Here is a 25,702-nt window from a genome sequence, read left to right as displayed (position 1 = left end):
CTTGACCATGCTCTATTTCGCACGCTGGAAAATCGCGCTGATCGTGCTTGTGGTTGCCGCTGGCATCCTGACCACGCTGCCGAATTTCTTCTCCCAAAAACAACTTGAAAGCTGGCCGGACTTCCTGCCGAAGAACCAGATGGTTCTCGGTCTCGACCTTCAGGGCGGTGCTTATCTGCTTTATGAAATCGACAAGCAGGATTACGTCCAGAAGCGCATGAAGGCGCTGGTCGGCGATATCCGGTCAACCCTGCGCGAAGATCCGCGCATCGGGTATACGGGGCTCGGAGTTCAGGGAGACGCCGCTCAGGTTCGTATTCGCGATCTGACCCGGTTGGCCGATGCGGAAGAGCGTCTGCAACCACTCGTCAACCCGCTGGCCTCCAGTGTTTTTGGCGGTCAGGCGGTCAATGAGTTTGACATGACCGTGACGGAAGACGGTCTGGTTCGATTTTCCTATTCCGAGCGTGGCCTTGAGGATCGCATGACGAATATCGTCCAGCAATCCATCGAGGTCATCCGGCGTCGTGTCGATGAACTGGGGACTACGGAACCCAGCATCCAGCGCCAGGGCGCCGACCGGATTCTGGTCGAAGCGCCGGGTGAAGATGATCCGGAACGCTTGAAAGATCTCGTCGGCCAGACGGCGCAGCTCACTTTCCACATGGTCGATACGTCCATGTCCGGCGAACAGGCGCTTCAGAACCGTCCGCCTGCAGGCACCGTCATCATGACTTCGGTTGATGATCCGCCCATTCCTTATCTTCTCGAGGAAGCGCCGCTCCTGTCGGGCGAAGACCTTGTCGATGCTCAGGTCAGCTTCGACCAGCGCAACAACGAACCGGTTGTGAACTTCCGCTTCAATCAGTCCGGCGCGCGCAAGTTCGCCCAGATCACGCAGCAGAACGTCAACCGTCCGTTCGCAATCGTGCTCGACAATGAAGTCATTTCCGCGCCGGTTATCCGTGAGCCGATCACCGGTGGTTCAGGTCAGATTTCCGGCAGCTTCACGCTGGAGGGCGCCAACGATCTTGCCGTGCTGTTGCGCGCCGGTGCGTTGCCGGCCAAGCTGACCGTCATCGAGGAACGCTCCATCGGTCCGGGCCTCGGCGCTGATTCCATTGAAGCGGGCAAGTTGGCGTCTATCATCGGCGGCGGTCTGGTGATCGTCTTCATGATCCTGGCCTATGGCCGCTTCGGCATCATTGCCGACCTGGCTCTGATGGTGAACATCTTCCTGATCTTCGGTGCGCTGACAATGCTGCAGGCAACACTGACCTTGCCCGGCATTGCAGGTATCGTTTTGACGATCGGTATGGCGGTGGATGCGAACGTGCTGATCTTCGAGCGTATTCGCGAAGAAGCAAGGGCAGGGAGATCTGTCATTTCTGCGGTGGATGCAGGCTTCAGCCGTGCCCTCGGTACGATCCTGGATGCCAACATCACGACCCTGATCGCCGCCGTGATCCTGTTCCAGCTCGGCTCGGGTCCGGTCAAGGGCTTCGCCGTGACATTGGCCATCGGTATCTTCACCACAGTGTTCTCGGCATTCACGTTCAGCCGGTTGCTGGTAGCCCTTTGGCTCCGCCACCGCCGTCCGTCGAAATTGCCGATTTGATCCGGGAGACTTTCAAATGTTGCTGAGAATTGTTCCGGACAACACCAAAATCAAATTCATGTGGCTGCGGAAAGTCAGCTTTCCGCTGTCCATCGTACTGGTGATCGCCTCCATTGCCGCCTTCTTCACCATTGGGCTGAACTACGGCATCGACTTCAAGGGCGGTACCATCATCGAAATCAAGACCGATGGTCCGGCCGATGTCGCCTCGATCCGTTCCGATCTGTCTTCCCTGAACCTTGGGGATGTCCAGGTACAGGAATTCGGCGGGTCGGACGACATATTGATCCGTGTTGAAGAACAGCCGGGTGGCGAGCTTGCCCAGCAGGCCGTTATCGGCAAGGTGCGAACCATTTTCGAAGGTCAGGAAGTGGATTTCCGCCGTGTCGAAGTTGTGGGCCCGCGTGTTTCGGGTGAGCTGGCTCAGGCAGGGGCAATCGCGGTTGCCGCCTCGTTGCTGGCGATCCTGTTCTACATCTGGTTCCGCTTCGAGTGGCAGTTTGCGGTTGGGGCCATTCTGACAACGGCCAACGACGTGGTCATAACCATTGGCCTGTTCGTCCTGCTGCAGCTTGATTTCTCGTTGTCCAGTATCGCGGCCGTTCTGACCATCATCGGTTACTCACTCAACGATACCGTGGTCGTTTATGACCGTATTCGCGAGAACCTGCGCAAATACAAGAAGCGGCCATTGACGGAAGTGCTCGACATGTCGATCAACGAGACGCTGTCTCGTACGACCATGACGTCTCTCACGACGCTGCTGGCGCTTTTCGCGCTTTACATCTTCGGCGGTGAGGTCATCCAGTCGTTCACCCTGGCAATGATCTTCGGTATCGTGATCGGCACCTATTCGTCGATCTTCCTGGCGGCTCCTTTCCTGATCCTGTTCAATCTTCGTGCGGAGGCCATGTCTCCGAAGGACGACGATGGCGAAAAGGATCCAAAGGCAAAAGCGTCGGCTTAGGGACGGTACGATGGAAATCCGCGATGCGCATTTTCCCGGTCGGGCGCCGCTCGAAGCTTATGGCAACGGCGGCTTCCGGTTTGCCGGGATGTCTCATCGCGGATCCTTGTTATGCGTTCCGAGCGGAATCTACGGCTGGGACGTTAGCGATGCGTCCGCCTTTACTCCTGAAGCCTTTCAGAAGGTTCTGGAGGAACAGGCGGACATTGAAGTGCTTCTGGTCGGAACCGGCAAGGAACTTCGACCTTTGCCGGCAGAGCTGAAAACGCTGTTTCGGGAGGCGGGCATATTGTCCGACCCGATGTCGACAGGCGCCGCGCTTCGGACCTTCAATGTGCTTTTGTCGGAAGACCGGGCTGTCGCTGCTGCACTGATCGCTGTCGACTGAAGCACCTCAAAGGCTATCGGGATTTATGACGACCGATTTTGACCATGCTGCCGATGTGGTTCGTCAATTTGACAAGGACCGCTATCTCAGTGCGTTGCTGGCACCAGAAGCCCATCGCAATGGACTGATGGCGCTCTATGCCTACAGCGCCGAGATTTCCCGTATTCGAGAACTGGTGTCGGAACCGCTTCCGGGTGAAGTTCGGCTACAATGGTGGCGAGACCTGCTCGAAGGCACGGAACATGGAGCTGTTGCGTCCAATCCGGTTGCCAATGCCTTGTTGCAGACGATCGACCGATACGAATTGCCGAAAGAAAGCCTTGTGGCGATGGCGGAGGCAAGGGTTTTCGATCTCTACAACGACCAGATGCCAAGTCTCAACGATCTGGAAGGTTACGCTGGTGAAACCGTTTCTGGGGTGATCCAGCTGGCTTGCCTTGTCTTGAATGATGGCAAGGAAGCCGGCACGGCAACGGCCGCAGGGCACGCGGGCGTGGCGTATGCGCTGACCGGTTTGATGCGCGCACTTCCTTGGCATGCGTCGCGGCAGCAGATGTATTTGCCGAAGGACGTCTGTGACCGGCACAATCTTGACGTCCAGACAGTGTTTCGAGGCGAAACGACGGCTGAAATTCGGGCTGTGCTTGCTGAAATGCGCGGCCATGTCCGCCATCACCTCGGCCGTGTACGTCAGGCGTCGAAGGATGTACCAACCGCCTGTCAGGCAGCCTACCTGCCACTGGTTCTTGTGGTGCCATTCCTGAAAAAACTGGAACGGGAAGACCTGGATCCGTTGAAGCAAGTCGCGGAGATGTCTCAACTCAGGCGACAATGGATACTCTGGCGAGCGTCCGGGAACGTACTGAAGGCCATCTGATCCTGAATGGACTGATTTCCCGACGCGCAAAAAGGCGCTTTCCCGAGTGAAAAAGCGCCTGTTTGAAAATCATGAAAATGCATTCGATCCGGCCGCGCATGCCTGAACATGGGGCCAATCGGCACCGACTATTCGGCGGCCTGTTTCACAAGGCCTAACTTGGCCTGCCAGCCCGTGAAGTCCGTCTTCGCCCGATTGGTCATCGCAAGTTTCTTGGCACGGGTCTTGTCCTTGCCTTTCAGTCGCTTGCCGTTTTCATCCTTGTTTGGTGCGTCCACTTCGGGGAAGAGGCCGAAATTGACATTCATCGGCTGGAAAGACCCCGGTTTGCCGGCACCTTCGTCCCGTGTGATGTGTCCGCCGGTTATATGACCGAGCAGCGCACCCATGGCAGTCGTTGCGGGTGGCGAGACGATCTCCTGACCGCGGGCTTCAAGGACTGCAAACAGTCCGGCGAGGCAACCGACGCTCGCCGATTCCACATAGCCCTCACAGCCGGTGATCTGACCGGCAAACCGCAGCCGAGGATCGGCTTTGAGCCGTAAAGTTCCATCGAGAACCTTCGGCGAGTTCAGGAAGGTGTTGCGGTGAAGGCCGCCAAGGCGGGCAAATTGTGCGTTTTCAAGGCCTGGAATCATCCGGAAAATTTCGGCCTGGGCACCGTATTTCAGCTTTGTCTGGAAACCAACCATGTTGTAGAGCGTGCCGAGTGCGTTGTCCTGACGTAGTTGCACAACCGCGTAGGCCTTCACCTCCGGATTATGCGCGTTGGTCAGTCCCATGGGCTTCATCGGGCCATGCCGAAGTGTTTCGCGGCCGCGGGCAGCCATGACTTCAATTGGCAGGCAGCCATCAAAGTAGGGCGTGTTTTCTTCCCATTCCTTGAAGTCCGCTGTTTCACCTTCAAGAAGCGCATCGATAAAGGCTTCGTATTGCACCTTGTCCAGCGGGCAGTTGAGATAGTCCTTGCCAGTGCCGCCAGGCCCCACCTTGTCATAGCGTGACTGGAACCAGGCCTTGGAAAGATCAACACTTTCGAAGTGGACGATCGGTGCAATAGCGTCGAAGAATGCAAGAGCATCTTCCCCGCTTTTTTCCAGGATTGCCGCCGAGAGAGCCGGTGACGTCAGCGGTCCCGTTGCAATGATGACCTTTTCCCAGTCAGAAGGGGGCAGACCTGCGACTTCCTCACGCGAGATCGTCACATTCGGATGATTTTGAAGTGCGGTCGTAACAGCATTGGAGAATCCGTCCCGATCCACGGCAAGTGCACTGCCGGCAGGTACCTGATGAGCGTCAGCGCAAGACATGATGAGAGAACCGAGCTGACGCAGTTCATGATGTATCAGTCCAACGGCGTTTTGCTCGGAATCGTCAGAACGAAAAGAATTCGAGCAGACAAGTTCGGCAAGACCTTCGGTCTGATGAGCATCCGTTTTGCGGACAGGGCGCATTTCGTGGAGGACGACGGGCAGTCCGGCTTGTGCGATCTGCCAGGCAGCCTCTGAACCGGCAAGGCCGCCGCCGATGATATGGATGGGGGTCATTTTGTGTCCCTGGGACTTGTTCCGGCCGCCTTTCGTCACCGACTTGCGGCAAGGTGGATCCGGACAATTGCTTTGCCGCCCTGATTACAGGCAAAGTCGGGCAACCGCAATGTGCGCCATATCGATGTGACGGAATGGTCTGAGGTCGGGCACAGATATGATTGCCGACAAAACAAAAAAACGCCCGCCGGTGGGAGGAGGTACCGGCAGGCGCTTTTGGAGTTCCACGCATGGAGCGCGGAAGATGCGGTCATCAGGTTGGGAGGAGGATACCTTCTGACCGCGAAGCTTTGTTATTTCGCAGACATGCGCGCGTAGCGAGCGATGTCGGAGCGGGCAATGCCCAGGTCGTCCAGTTCGCGGTTGGACAGGTTGGACAGCTCGTCATAGGTCTGACGGAAGCGTTTCCAGTTATTGAATTTGCGAACAACAGTATCGATCATGGTTTAGGCCTTTCGCTATCTCATGGCCATGGCACCGCGGATCGGCGTCTGGCCCGTTCATCTCTTACAGGCTGGAAGATAGGTGTTTTGTGCAGTGCGAGGTAGAGGGGAAATCGCGAAGCTGATATGCAAAAAATGCAGATTAAAAAAGCCTTAATGGGGTTGAAATGGCAAAACGACCCGCATGCTTCGCATAGCTGTCATGATTTGAGTGTTCGCAGGTGCGAAATGAAAATGCAGTCGGGAGGGTTCCTTTCTACGGATCAGTCCGTCATTTGGTATCGCCTGAAAACTATAGACAGACCTGGTACGCACGAGTGATCTGCGCTGACGGAAGGCAGGCGGCGATAGACGGAGAAGACGGCGGAGTTTACAAGACAGATTGTCGATCTACCAGCCCAATTGAAAACACGGCATCGCAACAAGCGAAGACATCAAATTATCCGAATGCGCCCCCGGCCCGGGTAACGACCCAGCTTGTGAATACCTATTTTCTGCTGACTTGCATCGCTTGGGCGTTCTCACAGGGATTGCTTCGCTTGGAGGAAAGAGCGAGCTGTCGCCGCAAAAGCAGAGACATCGACCTGGAGACAGTTGAACACATCCAGATATCGCACTTGGCGTTGGAGTGTCAGAATTTTGAGGAATCTCTTGCCTGACCAGGCAGGCATGGGAGGAAATCAGGACGCCAGAAAAACGAACGCCCGCCAGCGGGAGGAGGTGCTGGCGGGCGACGTTTCGACGTGACAGGGCTGGGAGGAGGATGCCCTGCGTGTCACACGCCCGTCGGCTGGGAGGAGGATGCCTAGGGACGCGATCTCTTTATTTCATTCAGCCAATCTGACGACGTGCGACAAATTTGATGTCGCTGCGGCAGATGCCGAGGTCGGCAAGCTCACGGGCCGAAAGGCGGGACAATTCGTCAACCGCACGGCGGTAGCTTACCCAGTTGCTGTACTTTTGGCGCACGGTGTCAAACATCTTCTTATTCCTTAATTATCGAAACGCGTGTGCGTTCCGCGCCGTTGTTGTCCAATGATATATTTCACCACTCGAAATAAAAGAAGTGCCATCTCTGCATGCCTGACATGCGTTTGATGCAATGCAGCAAAGCTTGCGCAGCCAGAATCCGGATGATTCGTGGAACATGCGGAAATACAAATGAAAAAGGCATGTGTGCGGTGCACACATGCCTGTCGTCACGTAACTGGAGACTGGTTAAGACTTATTCCGCAGCGTCGTGCGCCCGTTGCGGACGTCGCTGCAGCAGTTCCTGCAGGAATTGTCCCGTGTAGCTTTCCGAAACCTCAGCAACGTCTTCAGGGCGTCCGGTTGCAACCACCGTACCGCCACCGTCACCACCCTCCGGTCCCAGATCGATAATCCAGTCTGCCGTCTTGATGACTTCGAGATTGTGCTCGATCACCAGAACCGTGTTGCCCTGGTCAACCAGTTCGTGAAGCACTTCCAGCAGCTTTGCGACATCGTGAAAATGCAGGCCTGTCGTGGGTTCGTCCAGAATGTAAAGCGTACGGCCCGTCGAGCGCTTGGAGAGTTCCTTCGCAAGCTTTACGCGCTGCGCTTCACCACCTGAAAGCGTGGTCGCCTGTTGGCCGACCTTGATGTAGCCGAGACCGACACGCGCCAGGGTCTCCATCTTGTCGCGCACGGCAGGAACTGCGGAGAAGAACACGGCGGCTTCATCCACGGTCATGTCGAGCACGTCGGCAATCGACTTGCCCTTGAACTCGACCTCGAGCGTTTCTCGATTGTACCGTTTGCCTTTGCATACGTCGCAAGTGACGTACACATCCGGCAGGAAGTGCATTTCGATCTTTATGACGCCATCGCCCTGACAGGCTTCGCAGCGGCCTCCCTTGACGTTGAAGGAGAACCGGCCGGGCTGATAGCCTCTGGCCTTGGCTTCAGGCATGCCGGCGAACCATTCACGGATCGGGGTAAAGGCACCGGTGTAGGTCGCCGGGTTGGATCTGGGTGTCCGGCCGATCGGTGACTGATCGATGTCGATGACCTTGTCGAGCACTTCCAGGCCTTCGATACGATCGTGCGGGGCAGGGTTGTCCCGCGCGCCATTGAGGCGACGAGCCGCGGCCTTGTAGAGCGTATCGATCAGGAACGTGGACTTGCCGCCACCCGACACACCGGTGACACAGGTAAACGTGCTGAGCGGCACGTCGACGTCAATGTCCTTCAGATTGTTGCCGCGGGCGCCGCGAACGGAGATCTTCCGCTTCTTGTTGATTTTTCTGCGCTCGTCGTTGCGCGAAACCATCATGGATCCAGACAGGTACTGCCCCGTCAACGAATTGGGATTGGCCATGATTTCGGAGGGAGTGCCCTTGGCGACGATCTGCCCGCCATGGACGCCCGCTCCAGGTCCGACGTCGACAACGTAATCGGCAGTCAGCACCGCGTCTTCATCATGCTCGACCACAATCACCGTATTGCCGAGATCGCGCAGGTGTTTCAGCGTTTCCAGAAGACGGGCGTTGTCGCGCTGATGAAGGCCGATGGACGGCTCATCCAGTACATAGAGAACTCCTGTCAGCCCCGAGCCTATCTGCGAGGCGAGGCGGATACGCTGGCTTTCGCCGCCTGACAGTGTTCCGGAAGAGCGGGACAAGGTGAGATATTCAAGGCCAACGTCATTCAGGAACTTCAGCCTCTCGCGAATTTCCTTCAGGATGCGGCCTGCGATTTCGCTCTGCTTGTCGTTCAGTTGCTCCGGCAGGGCTTCAAACCAGAGGCTTGCATCGCGAATGGAATGTTCGGTGATCTGACCGATGTGCCTGCCGGCGATCTTGACGGCAAGCGCTTCCGGCTTCAGACGGAACCCGCTGCAAGCCGGGCAGGCATGATCGGATTGAAACCTTGCCAGTTCCTCGCGAACCCAGGTGGATTCCGTCTCACGCCACCGCCTTTCGATATTGCCGATTACACCTTCAAAGGTCTTCTCTGTCCGATAGCTGCGGACGCCGTCATCATAGACGAATTCAATCTTCGCATTGCCGGTTCCATGAAGGATTGCCTCGCGCACTTCCGATGGAAGATCCTTCCAGGGCGTTGCCATGGACACCTTGAAATGACTGCAGAGTGCTTCCAGCGTCTGGGCATAATAAGGTGATGTCGACCCTGTCTTCGCCCACGGCAGGACAGCTCCTTCGCGCAGGGAAAGCGAGTGGTCAGGAACAACCAGGTCTTCTTCGAAGGCGAGTGTCGTTCCAAGGCCGTCACAAGTGGGGCAGGCACCGAAGGGATTGTTGAACGAAAACAGGCGCGGCTCGATCTCCGGAATGGTGAAGCCGGATACCGGGCAGGCAAATTTTTCGGAAAAGATCAGCCGTTCCGGGTTGCCGTTCTCGTCGGTCTTGTCGGCAAATTCGGCAATTGCAATGCCATCGGCAAGTTTCAGCGCCGTTTCCAGTGAATCGGCAAGCCGGCCGGAGATATCGTCGCGCACGACGATACGGTCTACGACGACGTCGATATCGTGCTTGAATTTCTTGTCGAGGGCAGGGGCCTCGGAAATCTCATGGAAGGTTCCGTCGATCTTGACGCGCTGGAAACCCTTCTTCATCAGCTCGGCAAGTTCCTTGCGGTACTCGCCCTTGCGGCCGCGAACCATCGGCGCGAGCAGGTAGAGGCGGGCACCTTCTTCCAGCTCCAGAATGCGATCCACCATCTGGCTGACGGTCTGGCTTTCGATCGGCAGACCGGTGGCGGGGGAATAGGGAACGCCGACACGCGCAAACAAAAGGCGCATGTAATCGTAGATTTCCGTAACCGTTCCGACTGTGGAGCGCGGATTGCGGGACGTGGTCTTCTGTTCGATGGAGATTGCCGGAGACAGTCCGTCGATCTGGTCGACGTCCGGTTTCTGCATCATTTCCAGGAACTGACGCGCGTAGGCGGACAGGCTTTCCACGTACCGCCGCTGTCCTTCTGCATATATGGTGTCGAAGGCGAGTGACGACTTGCCTGAGCCAGACAGGCCGGTCATGACAATCAACTTGTCGCGGGGCAGGTCCAGGTCGACGCCCTTCAGGTTATGCTCCCGTGCGCCACGGATGCTGATGACCCGTGTTGGGTCCGCCTTCCAGGCTTCTTCCGACTGCGATCCCTTGGCTGTCTTCATTGTCGTTCTTCCTGACCGCATGCGTCGCCCAAAGACGATTGTTGCTCTCGCATACGCTAAGATGGTCCATTGCCGATGATGTCTGTTTGCCCCGATATAGCAGTTTCGGGCGGAGCTTCCAGTGAGGCATTTTCATTATCGTGCCGGAGGCACTTGTCGATGCGATGCCTGATTGAATCGCTTTTACCGAAATGATAAGAACAAAACAAGTACATTAACGATTGCCGCGTCAGGAGCCGAGCAGAAATAGGTGACCGAAACCTCGCAGTTCATGAGATAATGTCCTGACAGAAAAATCGAGGCTTGATTGGAACAAAAGTGGAGCAAATTGTAACTTGGCGCAATCAAGGATTGTGTCTGTCGACTTTGCTCGAATTTTAGGCGGATGAACCAGGCGGCAGTTTGTGAGTTGCCTTGTGGAAAATGAGTGAAGCCGGGCGAAAATAGCGGCGAAGCTGTTGGCGTGCCGTTAGGGTTCTGGTTTCTAGCAGCAAAGCTTGCAACGTTGACCGTTTATCGACACGTGCCGGAGAAGCACACGAACATCGTCGGCGGGGTCAACGAAAAACAAACAGGAGTTCAGTATGGCGGGCAGCGTCAACAAAGTAATTTTGGTCGGCAATCTGGGAGCAGACCCGGAAATCCGCCGTACGCAGGATGGCCGCCCGATCGCCAATCTCCGGATTGCGACGTCGGAATCCTGGCGAGACCGCAACACCGGTGAGCGTCGTGAAAAGACGGAGTGGCACCGCGTCGTGATCTTCAACGACGGTCTTTGCAAAGTTGCGGAGCAATATCTGCGCAAGGGATCAAAGGTTTATCTCGAAGGCCAGCTTCAGACCCGCAAATGGCAGGATCAGTCCGGTCAGGACCGGTACTCCACCGAGATCGTGCTGCAGGGTTTCAACTCCAACCTGACCATGCTTGACGGCCGCGGCGAAGGTGGCGGTGCATCCGGCGGTCTTCCCGATTACGGCAATGACTCACAAGGCGGTGGCGGAGGTGGCTTCGGCGGCGGCGGTTCCGGTTCCGGCGGGAATTTCGGTGGTGGCTATGGCGGCGGTTCCAGCAGCGGTGGCGGTTACGGCGGTCCGTCCGGCGGCGGTGGTGGTGGCCCCATGGACGACGAAATTCCGTTCTGATCTTTTTCTGCCCTACCGGGTGCGGTCCCATGCTTTGGGGCCGCGCACCAGGTTATGTTGATCAACCGCCAACGTTCGGGTCGTAAGGCGTGTTCGGGTCATCAACGCCGTCGTAATATTCCTTCGCACTGCCGAGACCGCAGTGATAGACGGCTTCTTCTGCGCGTGTGTCGCCACCCGTAATCGGGGCGCCGTTGTGATGCGCGAATTCATGAATGATGGTGGCCAGCACCATCCACCTGCCCATTTTAAAGGCCCGGTCACCAACCGCGATTTCCCCGGAAGGAACGTGGATTTCCCCATGTAGCGGTGAAATGGTCGGTCCGTAATTCACCCAAATCGAGCTGTCGTTGATCATGTCCGACAAGCTTCGCCCCTTGGGCAGCGTCCGGAAATAGGCATTACATCCCGGGTTGTTCTTGACCATCTTGAAAAGCTTGTTTCTGGCCCATTTCAGCTTTGAATACTGGGAAGAGTTGAAACTTGTGTATTTCCAGATCGGTGACGAATGGTCACCAACATTGAATTGAAACGGCATTTGGCTCTCCGGTAATGTCTCACGTACTCGTGAAGCCGTAGATACGCCTTTGATGAAGAAGGTGGCGTGATGCCAATCACGCGAGGTTGTTTTTCCAAACAGCCGCAGTTCTGCCGTTTCTGGCACCGTGATGGTGGGCAGCCGTACTGTCAGCAACGAGGCAAAATCGTCACAGTCGACTGATTTCAAACCTGTGTAGGACGGCGCCCCTTAACCATCTGATGAACCCTGTTATAGTATCAAACGGTTTACGGGCGCAGTTTCCGGGAATCGGGTCGCGGGGCCCGGTTGCACGGTAACTGCGTTGCCATATCACGTTCGGATGTAGAACATCCTCGGCGGATATGCCGAACAGCCTTCGATCCTTGCAGGGAAGCAATAAAACCCTGGTGACTTGGGCAAGGCGTCAGGTTCGAAAAGATTTAAAAAAAGCGGGTTTAGACAATGCGAGCGAATGCAATGGCACTGAGCGAATGTACCGGGAAAAAACCGAAACGTTCTGTCCTGGGGACGTCCCTCAGGGCTGGCTTGATGGCGACGGTGCTTTTTTCCGGTTTTAACCTGGTCTCGGTTGAGCCTGCTTCCGCGCAGGGGTTGTTCCAGCGTCTGTTCAATCCGGAAGCGCATCGCCGACAGCAGGAACGTGAGCGCCAACAGGATCTTAGCAAGAAGGTCGTTACCGCAAAGGTCTCTGCGCCGCGCTACCTCAATTACACGGCCGACAGCTGGAAGAAGGTTTCGCTGGCTGAATTGTCGGAGATCAAGTCCGCCGAGGTGAAGCCTGATGTCCAGCCCGTTGAAACGACGGATGCCCCGAGCACCGAAAGCGATAGCCTGCCACAGGCTCCGGTCGTTCTGACCGCATTCGACACGGCGCGTCCGGCATTGAAAGACATGTCGCTCACCGTCCTTCCGGAAGTGGGTTCTGCAGTCATTTCATTCTATCGTGAGCATCCCGATTTCGTCTGGGTGAAAGACGGTAAGCCGACAGAAAAGGCAATCGCGGTCCGTAGCAGTCTCGCTGATACAGGCAAATTTGCGCTGAACCCGGAAGACTATGTCGTCGATCTTCCCGTAACTGAAGGTCTTGAAGGTGAGGCACTCGATGCCGCCACGATGCGGTTCGAGATGGAGATGAGTGCAGCCGTTCTGACATATGTTCTGGATTCGAGGCGCGGACGTGTCGATCCAAACCGGATTTCCGAATATCACGATCTTCCGAGGCATGAAGTCGATCTCGTTGCAGCCCTGGAAGGCTTCAAGGCAGCGGCCAATGCCGAAACAGCAGTTGCCAAAGCGCAGCCTCAGAGTGAACATTTCCGCAAGCTGACCGAAGAGTTGGCCCGCTTGCGAGCAGAAGATGAAGACGCCGACCAGATCGTCATCGCGCCCGGCACATTCCTGAAGGCTGGCAAATCCAGCCCTGAAATGAAGAACATCGTCGCCGCGATCGCCAAGAACGGCTCGGAGGAACTCAAGTCGGCTCATGAAGAGACGCTGACTGCCTATGATGGCGCTGAACTTTATTCTCCGGAACTCGTTGAGCTGGTGAAGGCTTTCCAGAAGGAAGCCAAGCTCACGCCGGATGGTATCATCGGCAAGAACACCATCAACGCGATGGTCGGCGAAACCAACGCGGCGAAGATCGCCAAGGTCGAACTGGCCATGGAGCGCAGCCGCTGGCTTCCCGAAGAGCTCGGCGAACGCAAGGTTTTCATCAACCAGGCTGCCTTCACCGCGACCTATACCGCGCCTGACGAAGCTCCATTGAGCATGCGGGTGGTAGTCGGCAAGAAATCCAATCAGACCAACTTCTTCTACGACAAGATCGAAATCGTTGAATACAATCCGTATTGGGGCGTGCCGTATTCGATCATTGTCAATGAAATGCTGCCGAAACTGGCCAACGACCCGAGTTATCTCGACCGCGCCGGTTATGAAGTAACGACACCAGGCGGCCGGCAGGTTTCGTCTTCCGCGGTCGACTGGTACGCGGTTGCTTCCAAACAGCAATCGGTCAACGTCCGCCAGTATCCGGGCAGCTCAAACGCGCTTGGCGAAGTCAAGATCCTGTTCCCGAACAGGCATCACATCTACATGCACGATACGCCGTCAAAGAACCTCTTCAACAAGGATATGCGCGCATACAGCCATGGCTGCATCCGTCTGCAGGATCCGAAGGCCATGGCCGCTGCGGTTCTCGGCAAATCCAAGGATTACGTGAGCTCGCGTATTTCGGGCGGTCAGAACCAGCAAGAACAGGTGACCGGCGATATTCCGGTTTATGTGTCCTACTTTACGGCGTGGCCTGAACTGGACGGGACGGTTGCCTTCTATACCGACGTCTACGATCGGGACATGCATCTGTTGAAGGCCATCGAGAAAACCGAAGCAGAGCGGGAAAAAGTCAGAACGTCCTGATCTGGGATAGCAGAACAACAAAAGCCGCCGAAGGGGTGACCTCCGGCGGCTTTTTGTTTGCACTCGCGAAGAGGCAATATCAGGAGGCGCCGCCGAGGCATTCCTTCAGAGAACTTGAGAGCCCCTTCAGAAGTTGCGGATAAAGGTCCGGGCCATTTTCAAGATCGGTGCCCAGCGGGTCAAGCGTACCTGACCGAGCGCTGCTGCCTTCCAGAACAACCGAAACCAGCTTTGCGTCAAATTGCGGTTCCTGAAAAACGCAGCTTACGCCGAGGTCCCGGATCTTGCCCTGGATTTCCTGAATTCGGTCTGCACTCGCCAGAGCTTCCGGAGAAACGGTAACCGATCCACTGGCCTCGATTTCATAGTGATGTTCGAAATGATGATAGGCATCGTGGAAGACGATGAACTTTTTGCCTGCAAACGGAGCCAGTTCAGCGGAAATGTCCTGATCGAGTGACGCGATCCGCTTGGAAAAAGCCGCTGCATTCTTTTTATAGATTTCGGCGTTGGCAGGATCCTGTTTCGCCAGGGTATCTGCCATGATTTTTGCGATCTCTATGCCGTTTTCCGGGTTCAGCCAGATATGCGGATCGACAGCCCCGTGTGCCGCGTGCTGATGCTCTGCGTCGTGGTCGTGACCCGAGTGGTCATGGGCTTCGGCGTGGCTGTCGTCGTCATCATGTTCGTGGCCGGCATGTTCATGTTCGCCCTCTTCGTGATCATGTTCGCCGCCGGCGTGGTCGTGGTCATCTTTTTCTGCATGATCATGCGCATGCTCTTCGCCACTGTGCCCATCGTCATGATCGTGATCATGGGCGTCGAAGCTGGCACCTTCGCGGATGTTGAGTTGATGAATTCCAGACGCATCGATCAGTTCGACCGTTACAGCATTCTTGGCCATGGTTTCGATCGGCTTCTTGAGCGAGGGAGCCAGTTCTGGCCCAACCCAGAACACCACATCGGCTCCCTGAAGTAGAAACGCCTGCGACGGTTTCAGCGCGTAGCCATGAGGAGAGGAGGCGCCGTCGACAAGGACATAGGGCGTCCCGACACCTTCCATAACGGCCGATGCGATGGAATGGATCGGTTTGATGGACGTGACGACACTGGGGGCGTCGGCGTGCGCATTCACTGTCAGGGTCACTAGTGCTGCTGCGGCGGGAGCCGTCAGATAAAGTGACCTGCAGGCGCTGTTCTTGATGGCGGAGAAGGTGAGGGGCATAAGTAGGCCTTCAGGATGATGTAATTTTATAACGTGTTATTTTATAACGTTCAAAAATTGGGTTTTCAAGTCCGCTTTCGCCGGAATGTTGTCGAGAGCATCCGTGAACATCTTGGTTTGCAGCCGCCGTACAGATAAGCTTTAGAAAAATGCTGACGGATCAGAAGCTTCATGCACACCGGAACCGAAATACTTGCCGACAGTTTCCTGCGGCCCTTTCCGCCCAAGGCTGCGCAGCTGATCGTGACCATCTACGGCGACATCGTTGAACCGCGTGGCGGTGTGCTTTGGATGGGAGACCTGATCAGCCTTTGCGCCGGCTTCAGCGTTAATGAATCGCTTGTCAGGACCGCGGTGTCTCGCCTGGTTTCAAAAGGTCAGTTGAAAGGTGAGCGGGAAGGCAGGCGAAGCTTTTACGCTCTGACACCGGATGCCCGGGAGGAATATCACCTGGCGGCAGACTTGTTTTATGGCCCTGAGGATCCGGATTGTGGCTGGCTGTTGACCCGTTGTACGGAAGCAGCGGATCAGGCCGTTCTGATGCGGTTTGGTTTCGCGTCACTTGAGGGGAATGTCTACATCGGCGCCGACAGACCGGGACGCCCCATCCTTGGCACCGCGTTTCGCGCGTCGGCTTTGAACCTGAAATCAGGTGAACTGGAAAAAATAGCTGCTTCCTCCTTCGGACTGGAGCTGTTGGCTCGGGACTACACAGGCTTTGTCTCCCACTTCAAACCCATGCAGAACCTGATCGCAGATGGTGTTGCGCCTCCGTCCGCACTGTTGTTCCGACTGGCATTGGTGCATGCCTATCGCGGCATTCGCCTGCGGGATCCCCGCCTGCCACGCTCGGTCTTGCCGGCAGACTGGGCCGGATATGAAGCGCGTTCGTTGTTCGCCGCGCTCTACGCGGGCCTTTCTCCGGCAGCCGACAGTTACATCGGTCGGAACCTGTTGAACCAGGACGGTCCACTACCGGCCACACCGGATGCGGTGCAGGAACGTATGCGGTCACTTTCCCTAACTGATTAAATTATATCGTGTTTCGGCAATCATCTGAAACAGGCGACAAAACATCACAAAAATAATTAATTTCATGCTTTTTCTGTGATGTGTTGTGAGGTATCCTTTTGGAAATTCAACATGACGAAAGGAGGCGTCATGTATGCCCAGATGGTAAAAACCGACTCGACCAAAGTTCTCTCTCTCGCGGAGATGACGGACGAGGAAAGAGCCTTTCAGGAACGCATTGACCGTGGTGAGAAAATCGAACCAACGGACTGGATGCCGGAAGGCTATCGCAAGACCCTGATCCGTCAGATCGGTCAGCATGCTCATTCAGAAATTGTCGGCCAGTTGCCGGAAGGCAATTGGATAACTCGTGCGCCTACACTCGAGCGCAAGGCGATCCTGCTCGCCAAGGTTCAGGATGAGGCAGGCCATGGCCTTTACCTCTACTGTGCGGCTGAAACCCTCGGCGTAAGCCGGGACGAGTTGATCGAGCTGCTCCATGCCGGCAAAATGAAATATTCCTCGATCTTCAATTACCCAACCCTGACGTGGGCCGATATCGGTGCTGTCGGATGGTTGGTGGATGGCGCGGCAATCATGAACCAGGTGCCGTTGCAGCGGACGTCCTTCGGGCCGTACTCGCGGGCGATGATCCGTATCTGCAAGGAAGAAAGCTTCCACCAGCGCCAAGGCTACGACATCATGATGAAGATGGCGAAGGGTTCGGAAGCGCAGCGCCGCATGGCGCAGGATGCCTTGAACAGGTTCTGGTATCCGTCGTTGATGATGTTCGGTCCGTCCGACAAGGACTCTGTCCATTCCGCCCAGTCGATGGCCTGGAAGATCAAGATCAACACCAACGACGAGCTGCGCCAGAAGTTTGTCGATCAGACCGTTCCCCAGGCTGAGTATCTCGGGCTGACAGTGCCTGACGAGAACCTCAGGTGGAACGAGGAAAAGGGCGGTTACGATTTTTCCGAACCGGACTGGAGCGAGTTTTTCGAAGTTCTCAAGGGCAACGGTCCATGCAACCGGGAACGCATGGAAGCCCGGGTGACGGCCTGGGAAGATGGTGCCTGGGTGCGTGACGGGTTGATGGCGCATGCTGACAAGCAGGTCGCTGCCAGAACCGCGGCCGAGTAAGCGCCATGACCGAAACTCATCTGGCCGAATTGAATGTGGCTCGGCTCCGTTACGATATCAACGATCCGCGGATTGCCGATTTCGTCAACAATCTGAACCGGGTAAACGCCGCCGCCGAACGCAGCAACGGTTTTGTCTGGCGCTTGAAGGATGAGGCCGGCAACGCGGTTTCCATGACGCGCGAAAGCGACCCGTTGGTCATACCGAACCTTTCGGTCTGGACGGACGTCGGGTCTCTGGAAAACTTCGTGTTCAAGACCGTTCACAAACGCATCTACGACCGACGGGCGGAATGGTTCGAAGTGATGGAGCGCATGCATTTTGTCATGTGGCCGGTCGCCGCTGGCCATGTGCCAACGCTCGAAGAAGCCTGGCAGAAGCTCGACTATCTGAACGAGCACGGGTCAACGGATCTTGCCTTCGGCTGGGAGCATGTGAAAGACGCCAATCTGTGGCGGTCGGCACAATGCTCAAGTTCTGCAGCCTGACATTTCGGAGGAAATCATGAAAAAGGAATGGCCCCTCTGGGAGGTCTTTATTCGCGGCCAGCATGGTCTCAATCATCGCCATGTAGGGTCACTGCATGCGCCGGACGCTGAAATGGCAATCAAGAATGCGCGCGACGTCTATACGCGCCGCAAGGAAGGCGTTTCGATCTGGGTCGTGCCGTCAGCACAGATCACTGCTTCTGATCCGGGCGCGAAGGATGCCTTGTTCGAGCCGTCCATGGACAAGATCTATCGTCACCCAAGTTTTTACGACATTCCGGATGAAGTCGGAAAAATGTGATGACCAGAAAAGACGAACTAGTCGCACGCGACACTCTCTTCGAATGGTTACTGCGCAGAGGCGATACCGCGCTTGTTCTGGGGCACCGCGTTTCGGAATGGTGCGGGCATTCTCCTGTCCTGGAAGAGGATATCGCACTCGCCAATGTCGCTCTCGATCTAATCGGGCAGGCGCGCATGTGGCTGGGGCTTGCCGGCGAAATTGAAGGCAAGGGACGCGGCGAAAATGAGCTGGCTTACCTTCGGGACGCCTGGGACTTTCGCAACTTCCTGCTGGCCGAACAGCCAAATGGTGATTTTGGCCAGACGTTGATGAGACAGTTCCTGATCGATGCCTATCAGGTGCCGTTGCTCGAGGCCCTGAAAAGCTCGAAGGACGAGCGGATCGCTGCCATTGCAGCGAAGGCTGGCAAGGAGGTTGCCTACCATCTCGACCGATCCGCGGATCTCGTGATCCGTCTAGGAGACGGTACTGAAGAGAGCCATCGCCGCATGCAGCAGGCTCTTGATGCGTTGTGGTCCTACACCGGTGAAATGTTCGCCAGTGATGCCATCGACACCGCGATGGCGGAGGCTGGGCTTGCTCCAGATGCCGCCTCCCTGAAAGCGGAATGGAAAGAAACAGTCGAAGCTGTTCTGGATGAAGCTACGCTTACCCTTCCGGAAAGCGACTTCGCCCATATGGGCGGCTTGACTGGTCGTCATTCCGAACACCTGGGGCACATGCTGGCAGAAATGCAGTTCCTTCAGCGGGCCTACCCCGGCGCAACCTGGTGATCCGATGCCTGTTTCCATGGACACGGTCTGGCAATGGCTTTCCGAGATCCCTGATCCGGAAATTCCGGTTCTGTCCCTGACGGACCTGGGCGTCATTCGTGATGTCTCCTGGCAAGACGAAACGCTTGTTGTAACCGTCACGCCGACCTACAGCGGCTGCCCGGCAACTGCGGTGATCAATCTGGACATCGAAACCAAGTTGCTGGAATGCGGCGTTACCAAGGTGCGTCTTGAGCAGCAGCTCAGCCCGCCTTGGACAACCGATTGGCTGACGCAGGAAGGCCGGGCGAAATTGCGTGCCTACGGCATTGCACCGCCGGTAGACGGAACCCGTTCGGACAGTTCGGCAGCCGGAAGGCTCGCGCGGCTGACAGGTCAGGGGAGCTTTCAGGTCGCTTGTCCTCGCTGTGGTTCGGAAAACACGGAAAAGGTCAGCCAGTTTGGCTCCACGCCCTGCAAGGCGGCTTATCGCTGCCGGTCGTGCCTGGAGCCATTCGATTACTTCAAGTGCCACTGAGAGGGCACTGCAATTAGTCGGGTCGCCAGGGAAGGTGAAAAGCTTCCATAGGCCGTCCTGAGTTTTTTGGCATCCGTTTTTGCCGATATAGGCAGGGTGCAGCAGATCATGTTTCGGGAGGACATGCATGTCGCGGTTTCATGCGCTGACAGTGACTGACGTAACGCCGGATACAAGAGATTCCGTCGTTGTGACCCTTCAGCCGCAGTCGGAGGAACAGGATCTGTTCCGTTTCGAGCAGGGGCAATATCTGACCTTCCGGCGTGATTTCGACGGACACGAGGTGCGCCGTTGCTACTCAATCTGTGCCGGGACCGAAGACGGTGCACTGAAGGTCGGGATCAAGCGCGTCGACGGAGGGGCTTTTTCCTGCTGGGCGCATGAAAGCATGCGGCCGGGAGACATGGTCGAGGCCATGCCACCACTCGGCAGCTTCAATGCCCCGATCGAACCGGATCTCGCACGTTTTTATGTCGGTTTCGCCGGTGGGTCTGGCATCACGCCGATCCTGTCGATCCTGAAGACGGTACTGGCCCGCGAGCCGAATTCTCAATTCACACTGGTCTATGCCAACCGGCAGATATCTTCGATCATGTTCCGAGAGGAACTGGAGGATCTGAAAAACCGGTATCTCGGTCGCCTGCAGGTGATCCACATCCTCAAAAGCGATGCGCAGGACACCGAGCTGTTTTCCGGCCGCGTCGATGAGCAGAAGCTGAACGATCTCTTCGATACGCTGATCGATCCTCAGGACATTGATATTGCATTTCTTTGCGGCCCTCACGGCATGATGGAAACCGTTCGTGGCAGCCTGGAAACGCGCGGTGTCGCGGCGGACAAGATACGGCAGGAACTGTTCAAGTCCGACCAGCCGGGACGCTTGCCGGCGCGGCTGCGGCCGGAGGTCATCGATGGTTCAGCGAAGGAGGCCGATCTTCGGTTGACCATCGACGGCACCACGCGGGAAATCCACATGGAACCGGGTGAGACCATTCTGGAAGCAGCGCATCGTCACAACATCGATGCACCATATTCCTGCTGTGCAGGCGTGTGTTCCACATGCCGCGGCAAGGTGCTGGAAGGTGAGGTCGAAATGGCGGCCAATCATGCTCTGGAAGACGACGAAATTCGGGATGGCTACGTTCTGACATGCCAGTCGCGGCCGCTGAGCAAACGCCTCGTCGTGACTTACGACGCCTGAGACCATTCCGTTTCAAGAACTGGAATTCAAAATGACCGTTCATCCGCAAAAAGTCCGCGTTTTGGAAAGCTATCTCGCTGGCAGCTGGAGGCCAGGTAAGGCCGAGGGAAAGCCACTGCTTGACGCTGCAACCGGTGCGCCTGTCGCCGCGATTGACGCATCCGGTCTGGACCTTGGCGAGGCCCTTGCCTGGGGGCGTGACACCGGTGGCAAGGCCTTGCGCAAGATGACCTACCACGAGCGCGCCTTGATGCTGAAAACCCTGGCGCAGGCGCTGACCGATCAAAAGGAAATCTTCTACCAGGAGAGTTTCGCGACCGGGGCAACGCGCAAGGACAGCTGGATCGATATTGAAGGCGGCATTGGCACCATGTTCGCCTATTCCTCCAAAGCCCGTCGCGAGATGCCGAACACCCGGGAGTTCGTCGAAGGTGCGGTGGAGCCGCTGTCGCGGGACAATAGTTTTTCAGGGCAGCATGTGCTGACACCACTGCGCGGTATTGCCGTTCATATCAACGCCTTCAACTTCCCCTGCTGGGGAATGCTGGAAAAGATCGCACCCGCCCTGATCGCGGGCGTACCCTGCCTGGTCAAGCCTGCCAGCCAGACTGCTTATCTGACCGAGCTGATGGTTCGCCACATACTGGCGACCGGCATTCTTCCTGAAGGCTCGCTTCAGCTTCTTTGCGGGTCGGCGGGTGATCTGATCGACCATGTCACGGGACAGGATGTTGTTACCTTCACCGGATCCGCCGCCACCGGACTAATGCTGCGTCGGAACCCGGCAATCGTGCAGAATTCCGTTCGCTTCTCCATGGAGGCCGACAGCCTCAATGCTGCGGTTCTGGGCCCGGATGTCAGCCCCGAAGATCCCGAATTTGACCTCTTCGTCAAGGAAGTTGCCCGGGAAATGACCGTGAAGGCAGGGCAGAAGTGCACTGCGATCCGCCGGGTCATCGTGCCGCGTAAATTGTCCGATGCGGTTGCTGATGCGCTCGGCAAGAGGCTTGGGAAGGCCGTGATCGGAGATCCTCGAGACGAAGCGGTGTCGATGGGGCCACTCGCTTCAGCCGGTCAGCGTGAGGAAGTGCTTGCGCGCGTAAGTGATCTGAAGGTGGAAGCTGAGATCGTTTCCGATCTTGCAGGCTCAAGCCCCGCAACCGGCGCGTTCGCGGCTCCCGTACTTTTGCATTGCGCCAACCCGATGAGCGCAGAAGCGGTTCACTCGGTCGAAGCGTTCGGACCGGTTGCGACATTGATGCCATACGACGAGCTGGAAGAAGCGGTCGAACTCACCCACAAGGGCAAGGGCTCTCTTGTTGCCTCGCTGTTCACAAACGACCCCTTGGTTGCCGAGGAAGCCGTTCTCGGCATGGCGCCTTTCCATGGACGCGTCATGATCGGCAATCGGAAAAGTGCAAAGTCTTCAACCGGACATGGTTCTCCCTTGCCCATGCTTGTGCACGGCGGACCGGGCCGGGCAGGTGGCGGCGAAGAACTTGGCGGTCTGCGCTCGGTCAAACATTACATGCAACGGACGGCGGTCCAGGGAACACCCGCCTTGCTGGGCGCAGTGACCGGCCGCTGGATTTCCGGTGCACCAGGTCAGGAAGACAGCCGGCACCCGTTCCGCAAGTCATTGGCCGACCTCAAGATCGGCGATCAGCTGAACACCGGGGCACGGGAAGTTTCCCTGGAAGATATCGAGCATTTTGCCAAGTTCACCGGCGACACCTTCTATGCGCATATGGATGAAGCCGCTGCGAAACGGAACCCGTTCTTCGAAGGCCGCGTGGCACATGGCTATCTGATTGTTTCCTTCGCCGCCGGTCTGTTCGTCGATCCTGATGAAGGTCCGGTGCTGGCGAATTACGGCGTTGATAATCTGCGTTTCATGACGCCGGTGAACGCAGGTGATGCACTCAAGGTTCAGTTGACCGCCAAGGAGATTTCGCCGCGTATTTCAGCAGACTATGGCGAAGTGCGGTGGGATTGTCTTGTGACCAACCAGAATGATGAAGCTGTTGCCCAGTACGACGTTCTGACATTGGTCGCCAAGGAATGGCCGATGTCTGCGTAAGCCGACCACATATCCAAATGAAAAAGGCCACCTGATCAGGTGGCCTTTTTCTTTAGCGAAAGGTCTGGAAAGGACCGGCTGATTTTGATGTCTTGGAGAAACGTCCTCCGAACGCCTGGCCTGCGTGTTCCCTTATTCCTTGGGTCTGTTGTCGACGACCCGCTTTGCCTTGCCGGCGGAACGTTCCACTTTGCCGGGCTCGGCAACATCGATCCTTGCGGATACGCCTACCACGCTCTTGATGTGATGCGAGAGTTCCTTCGCCGATGCCTGACGTGCGTCACTTGTTGCTGCTGTCGGCAGGGCTTCGACGTGCACTGTCATGACGTCCAGGCGGTCGGATCGGGAAAGCTCTATCTGGAAATGCGGCGACAGGCCTTCGCATTTCAGGATCTGTTCTTCGATCTGGGTCGGGAATACGTTGACGCCGCGCAGAATGATCATGTCGTCAGATCGACCGGTGATCTTTTCCATTCGCCGCATGGACCGGGCCGTGCCGGGCAGCAGCCTGGTAAGGTCGCGCGTGCGGTAGCGGACCATTGGCAGGCCTTCCTTGGTAAGCGTGGTGAAGACCAGCTCTCCAATTTCGCCGTCCGGCAGAACGTCGCCGGTCACCGGATCAATGATTTCCGGGTAGAAGTGGTCTTCCCAGATGTGGAGACCATCCTTCGTCTCAACGCATTCGTTGGCAACGCCCGGTCCAAGCACTTCCGACAAGCCGTAGATGTCGACAGCATGCATGTCGAACGCGTCTTCGATTTCCTTGCGCATTGCGTTGGTCCAGGGTTCGGCGCCGAAGATCCCCGTCGCAAGCGACGTTTCCCGAGGATCGATGCCTTGCCGCCGGAATTCATCCAGAATGGACAGCAGGTAGGACGGCGTCACCATGATGATGCGCGGTTTGAAATCCTGGATAAGTGTCACCTGGCGTTCCGTCATGCCACCGGAGACCGGTACAACCGTGCAGCCTAGTTTTTCTGCGCCGTAATGGGCGCCCAGTCCGCCGGTGAAGAGACCGTAGCCATAAGCAACATGGATGATGTCACCCGATCGGCCGCCAGAGGCTCGAATGGAGCGGGCGACGAGACCGGCCCACATATCGATATCGTTGGCTGTGTAGCCAACCACCGTCGGTTTGCCGGTCGTGCCCGAGGAGGCGTGTACGCGTACGATCTTGTCGCGCGGGACAGCGAACAAACCGAACGGATAATTGTCCCGGAGATCGCTCTTGGTCGTAAACGGAAATTTCGACAGGTCCGAGAGGGTTTTCAGGTCGGAAGGGTGTACGCCTTTCTCGTCGAAGCGTTGCTTGAAAAGCGGAACGTTTTCATACGAATGGGTGAGGGACCATTGCAGTCTCTTCAGCTGCAGGGCCGACAATTCGTCCCGGCTGGCTGTTTCAATAGGCTCAAGATCTCCCGGTCGCGGAGCCAGATTTTCCATATTTTCCTCCCTTGAGCAGCCCGTCTGGCCGCTCGCCGTCATTCCGGCAAGATTGTACCTTTGGTCGTTCTGGAATTGCCGCGGAATTCGGCAATGACAGTGCCATTCTGGTTGGCCACCGTCACGTCGTAGAGGCCGGATCGGCCGGTACGCGATTTCTCGCTGGCCGTAGCCGTCAAGCGGTCTCCGAGATGGGCCGGTGCCAGAAACGTGATGTCGCAATGCTGGGCAACCGTAACCTGGTTGTATGTGTTGCAGGCAAAAGCGAAGGCGCTGTCGGCAAGCGTGAAGATATAGCCGCCGTGGCAAATGCCGTGGCCGTTGGTCATGGCCTTCGTAACCGTCATCGCCATCGTCGAATGTCCGGCACGTACATCTTCAAGTTTCATGTCCAGGTGCTGTGTCGCCGTATCCTGCGACCACATGCGGTCGGCGCAGGCGCGCGCAAATTCATCCGGTGTCATTCTGTGCCTCATTCAAGCGCCGGTAAATCGGGCGGACCGCTTTTCAAGGAAAGCGGTGACGCCCTCCCGATAATCATTCGTGCGTCCTGCCTGGCGTTGGCTATCGCGCTCGGCGTCCAGTTGCCGATCGAGCGACTGGTCTGCTGCCGATTGTATCAGTTCCTTGGTAAGCGCAAGGCCGGTGGTTGCCCCCGCGGCCAGCTGCGTTGCCAGCGTTCCGGCCTCCGTCATCAGGTCCGTGTCCGGAACTGCCTTCCAGATGAGGCCCCAGGAGGCAGCTGTCTCGGCCCCCAACGGTTCGCCGGTCATGGCGAGTGCCTTCGCACGGGCTTCTCCAATCAGGCGTGGCAGCAACCATGTGCCGCCCGAATCGGGCACCAGGCCGATCTTGGAGAAAGCCTGGATGAAACGGGCAGACTGGGCGGCGAGGACGATATCGCAGGCAAGCGCTACATTGGCGCCTGCACCCGCGGCAACGCCGTTGACCGCACAGATGACAGGCTTTCTGAGAGCCCTGATTTGCCGAACCAGGGGATTGTAAAGTGTCTCGAGTGTTACGCCGAGATCAGGTGCCTCGCCACCTCCGCGCATGTCGCGATCGGAAAGGTCCTGACCAGCGCAGAAAGCGCGGCCCGCCCCGGTCAGCAGCACTGCCCTGATTGAGCTGTCTTCCGTTGCGGTGGTCAAATGCTTGCGAAGCGCATGATGCATGTCTTCGTTGAAGGCATTTAGCCGGTCCGGTCTGTTGAGTGTTAGAAAAAGACAGCCATCCCGCTGTTCAGCGAGCACAGTATCACGGTCTGTCATGCGCCCCTCCCAAAGCATCACACCTTTTGCATGAAAATCGATAATGTTGTGACATTAATGCACGACGAACTGTTCTGGTCAAAGGCAGAATGCAGTTTTCCGGTACGCCAAATCACTTTGGTCGGTTCGCCACTGGCAACACGTCCGCT

General features: G+C 56.9%; 23 protein-coding genes. 14 read left to right on the top strand and 9 right to left on the bottom strand.

The window, feature by feature from the left end; genetic code table 11:
- Positions 1-7 precede the first annotated feature (7 nt).
- The 4 genes from secD to FIU93_RS20595 are packed head-to-tail and all read left to right on the top strand — an operon-like array spanning position 8 to position 3,850.
- Complete coding sequence (gene secD, locus FIU93_RS31755; protein ID WP_022998713.1) at positions 8-1,618, top strand: protein translocase subunit SecD; 1,611 nt, start codon at positions 8-10, stop codon at positions 1,616-1,618.
- Between the two features lie 16 nt (positions 1,619-1,634).
- On the top strand, positions 1,635-2,585 hold the full coding sequence (gene secF, locus FIU93_RS31750) for a protein translocase subunit SecF (protein WP_022998712.1): 951 nt from the start codon (positions 1,635-1,637) through the stop codon (positions 2,583-2,585).
- Positions 2,586-2,595: 10 nt separating this feature from the next.
- Entirely contained in the window at positions 2,596-2,973 is a 378-nt protein-coding gene (locus tag FIU93_RS20600; RefSeq protein ID WP_022998711.1) for an Mth938-like domain-containing protein, read from the top strand.
- 25 nt (positions 2,974-2,998) lie between these two features.
- Positions 2,999-3,850, top strand: coding sequence for a phytoene/squalene synthase family protein (locus tag FIU93_RS20595; RefSeq protein ID WP_152506584.1), 852 nt, complete (start codon positions 2,999-3,001; stop codon positions 3,848-3,850).
- A gap of 128 nt (positions 3,851-3,978) precedes the next feature.
- Here the strand turns inward: FIU93_RS20595 and trmFO are convergent, their stop codons facing one another.
- The 4 genes from trmFO to uvrA form a co-directional block, all read right to left on the bottom strand.
- Positions 3,979-5,397: a methylenetetrahydrofolate--tRNA-(uracil(54)-C(5))-methyltransferase (FADH(2)-oxidizing) TrmFO gene (gene trmFO / locus FIU93_RS20590; protein WP_152506583.1), complete on the bottom strand. Its 1,419-nt coding sequence runs from the start codon at positions 5,395-5,397 to the stop codon at positions 3,979-3,981.
- Positions 5,398-5,690: 293 nt separating this feature from the next.
- Positions 5,691-5,840, bottom strand: a complete 150-nt coding sequence (locus tag FIU93_RS20585; RefSeq protein ID WP_006933293.1) for a DUF1127 domain-containing protein — start codon at positions 5,838-5,840, stop codon at positions 5,691-5,693.
- Positions 5,841-6,671: 831 nt separating this feature from the next.
- Positions 6,672-6,821: a DUF1127 domain-containing protein gene (locus tag FIU93_RS20580; RefSeq protein ID WP_006933294.1), complete on the bottom strand. Its 150-nt coding sequence runs from the start codon at positions 6,819-6,821 to the stop codon at positions 6,672-6,674.
- Positions 6,822-7,065: 244 nt separating this feature from the next.
- A complete protein-coding gene (gene uvrA / locus FIU93_RS20575; RefSeq protein WP_022998707.1) occupies positions 7,066-9,996 on the bottom strand; it encodes an excinuclease ABC subunit UvrA in 2,931 nt (976 codons plus the stop codon).
- A gap of 584 nt (positions 9,997-10,580) precedes the next feature.
- Here uvrA and FIU93_RS20570 point away from each other — a divergent pair.
- Positions 10,581-11,138, top strand: coding sequence for a single-stranded DNA-binding protein (locus FIU93_RS20570; RefSeq protein WP_152506582.1), 558 nt, complete (start codon positions 10,581-10,583; stop codon positions 11,136-11,138).
- Between the two features lie 61 nt (positions 11,139-11,199).
- On the opposite strand, the gene FIU93_RS20565 is transcribed toward FIU93_RS20570, so the two are convergent.
- Positions 11,200-11,676 carry a hypothetical protein gene (locus FIU93_RS20565; protein WP_022998705.1) on the bottom strand — a complete coding sequence of 159 codons (477 nt, stop codon included), beginning with the start codon at positions 11,674-11,676 and terminating at the stop codon, positions 11,200-11,202.
- Positions 11,677-12,207: 531 nt separating this feature from the next.
- Between FIU93_RS20565 and FIU93_RS20560 the strand changes: the two genes are divergently transcribed.
- Positions 12,208-14,097 (top strand): L,D-transpeptidase family protein, encoded by a 1,890-nt coding sequence (locus FIU93_RS20560; RefSeq protein WP_209010186.1) that lies wholly within the window; start codon positions 12,208-12,210, stop codon positions 14,095-14,097.
- Positions 14,098-14,176: 79 nt separating this feature from the next.
- On the opposite strand, the gene FIU93_RS20555 is transcribed toward FIU93_RS20560, so the two are convergent.
- Complete coding sequence (locus tag FIU93_RS20555; protein WP_152506580.1) at positions 14,177-15,322, bottom strand: zinc ABC transporter substrate-binding protein; 1,146 nt, start codon at positions 15,320-15,322, stop codon at positions 14,177-14,179.
- A 171-nt stretch (positions 15,323-15,493) separates the two neighbouring features.
- On the opposite strand from FIU93_RS20555, the gene FIU93_RS20550 reads away from it, so the two are divergent.
- The 8 genes from FIU93_RS20550 to paaZ all read left to right on the top strand — a co-directional run bounded on the left by FIU93_RS20550 (position 15,494) and on the right by paaZ (position 22,839).
- Entirely contained in the window at positions 15,494-16,354 is an 861-nt protein-coding gene (locus FIU93_RS20550; RefSeq protein ID WP_075283938.1) for a PaaX family transcriptional regulator C-terminal domain-containing protein, read from the top strand.
- 129 nt (positions 16,355-16,483) lie between these two features.
- Complete coding sequence (gene paaA, locus FIU93_RS20545; RefSeq protein ID WP_152507656.1) at positions 16,484-17,476, top strand: 1,2-phenylacetyl-CoA epoxidase subunit PaaA; 993 nt, start codon at positions 16,484-16,486, stop codon at positions 17,474-17,476.
- 5 nt (positions 17,477-17,481) lie between these two features.
- Positions 17,482-17,964: a DUF3291 domain-containing protein gene (locus FIU93_RS20540; RefSeq protein ID WP_152506579.1), complete on the top strand. Its 483-nt coding sequence runs from the start codon at positions 17,482-17,484 to the stop codon at positions 17,962-17,964.
- 16 nt (positions 17,965-17,980) lie between these two features.
- On the top strand, positions 17,981-18,265 hold the full coding sequence (gene paaB, locus FIU93_RS20535; protein ID WP_006933303.1) for a 1,2-phenylacetyl-CoA epoxidase subunit PaaB: 285 nt from the start codon (positions 17,981-17,983) through the stop codon (positions 18,263-18,265).
- The gene (paaC, locus tag FIU93_RS20530; protein ID WP_152506578.1) at positions 18,265-19,041 is read left to right on the top strand and encodes a 1,2-phenylacetyl-CoA epoxidase subunit PaaC; all 777 of its coding nucleotides are present in this window, start codon (positions 18,265-18,267) and stop codon (positions 19,039-19,041) included. Before paaB ends, paaC begins: the two co-directional genes overlap by 1 nt.
- Before the next feature lie 4 nt (positions 19,042-19,045).
- Positions 19,046-19,558, top strand: coding sequence for a 1,2-phenylacetyl-CoA epoxidase subunit PaaD (paaD, locus tag FIU93_RS20525; protein WP_055654184.1), 513 nt, complete (start codon positions 19,046-19,048; stop codon positions 19,556-19,558).
- A 127-nt stretch (positions 19,559-19,685) separates the two neighbouring features.
- Positions 19,686-20,759 carry a 1,2-phenylacetyl-CoA epoxidase subunit PaaE gene (gene paaE / locus FIU93_RS20520; protein ID WP_055654186.1) on the top strand — a complete coding sequence of 358 codons (1,074 nt, stop codon included), beginning with the start codon at positions 19,686-19,688 and terminating at the stop codon, positions 20,757-20,759.
- Positions 20,760-20,790: 31 nt separating this feature from the next.
- Positions 20,791-22,839 carry a phenylacetic acid degradation bifunctional protein PaaZ gene (gene paaZ / locus FIU93_RS20515; protein ID WP_152506577.1) on the top strand — a complete coding sequence of 683 codons (2,049 nt, stop codon included), beginning with the start codon at positions 20,791-20,793 and terminating at the stop codon, positions 22,837-22,839.
- Between the two features lie 132 nt (positions 22,840-22,971).
- Here paaZ and paaK read toward each other — a convergent pair whose 3' ends face one another.
- From paaK to paaG, 3 genes are read right to left on the bottom strand one after another with little or no spacing between them, the layout of a single operon-like run.
- Positions 22,972-24,282, bottom strand: coding sequence for a phenylacetate--CoA ligase PaaK (gene paaK / locus FIU93_RS20510; protein WP_152506576.1), 1,311 nt, complete (start codon positions 24,280-24,282; stop codon positions 22,972-22,974).
- 38 nt (positions 24,283-24,320) lie between these two features.
- A complete protein-coding gene (gene paaI / locus FIU93_RS20505) occupies positions 24,321-24,746 on the bottom strand; it encodes a hydroxyphenylacetyl-CoA thioesterase PaaI (protein ID WP_022998694.1) in 426 nt (141 codons plus the stop codon).
- Positions 24,747-24,758: 12 nt separating this feature from the next.
- The gene (gene paaG, locus FIU93_RS20500) at positions 24,759-25,553 is read right to left on the bottom strand and encodes a 2-(1,2-epoxy-1,2-dihydrophenyl)acetyl-CoA isomerase PaaG (RefSeq protein ID WP_152506575.1); all 795 of its coding nucleotides are present in this window, start codon (positions 25,551-25,553) and stop codon (positions 24,759-24,761) included.
- Positions 25,554-25,702: the final 149 nt, after the last annotated feature.

The organism is Labrenzia sp. THAF35 (assembly GCF_009363595.1).
GTDB lineage: Bacteria > Pseudomonadota > Alphaproteobacteria > Rhizobiales > Stappiaceae > Roseibium > Roseibium algicola.
Note: the sequence above shows the minus strand (reverse complement) of the source record. Positions and strands in the feature narration are given on the sequence as shown.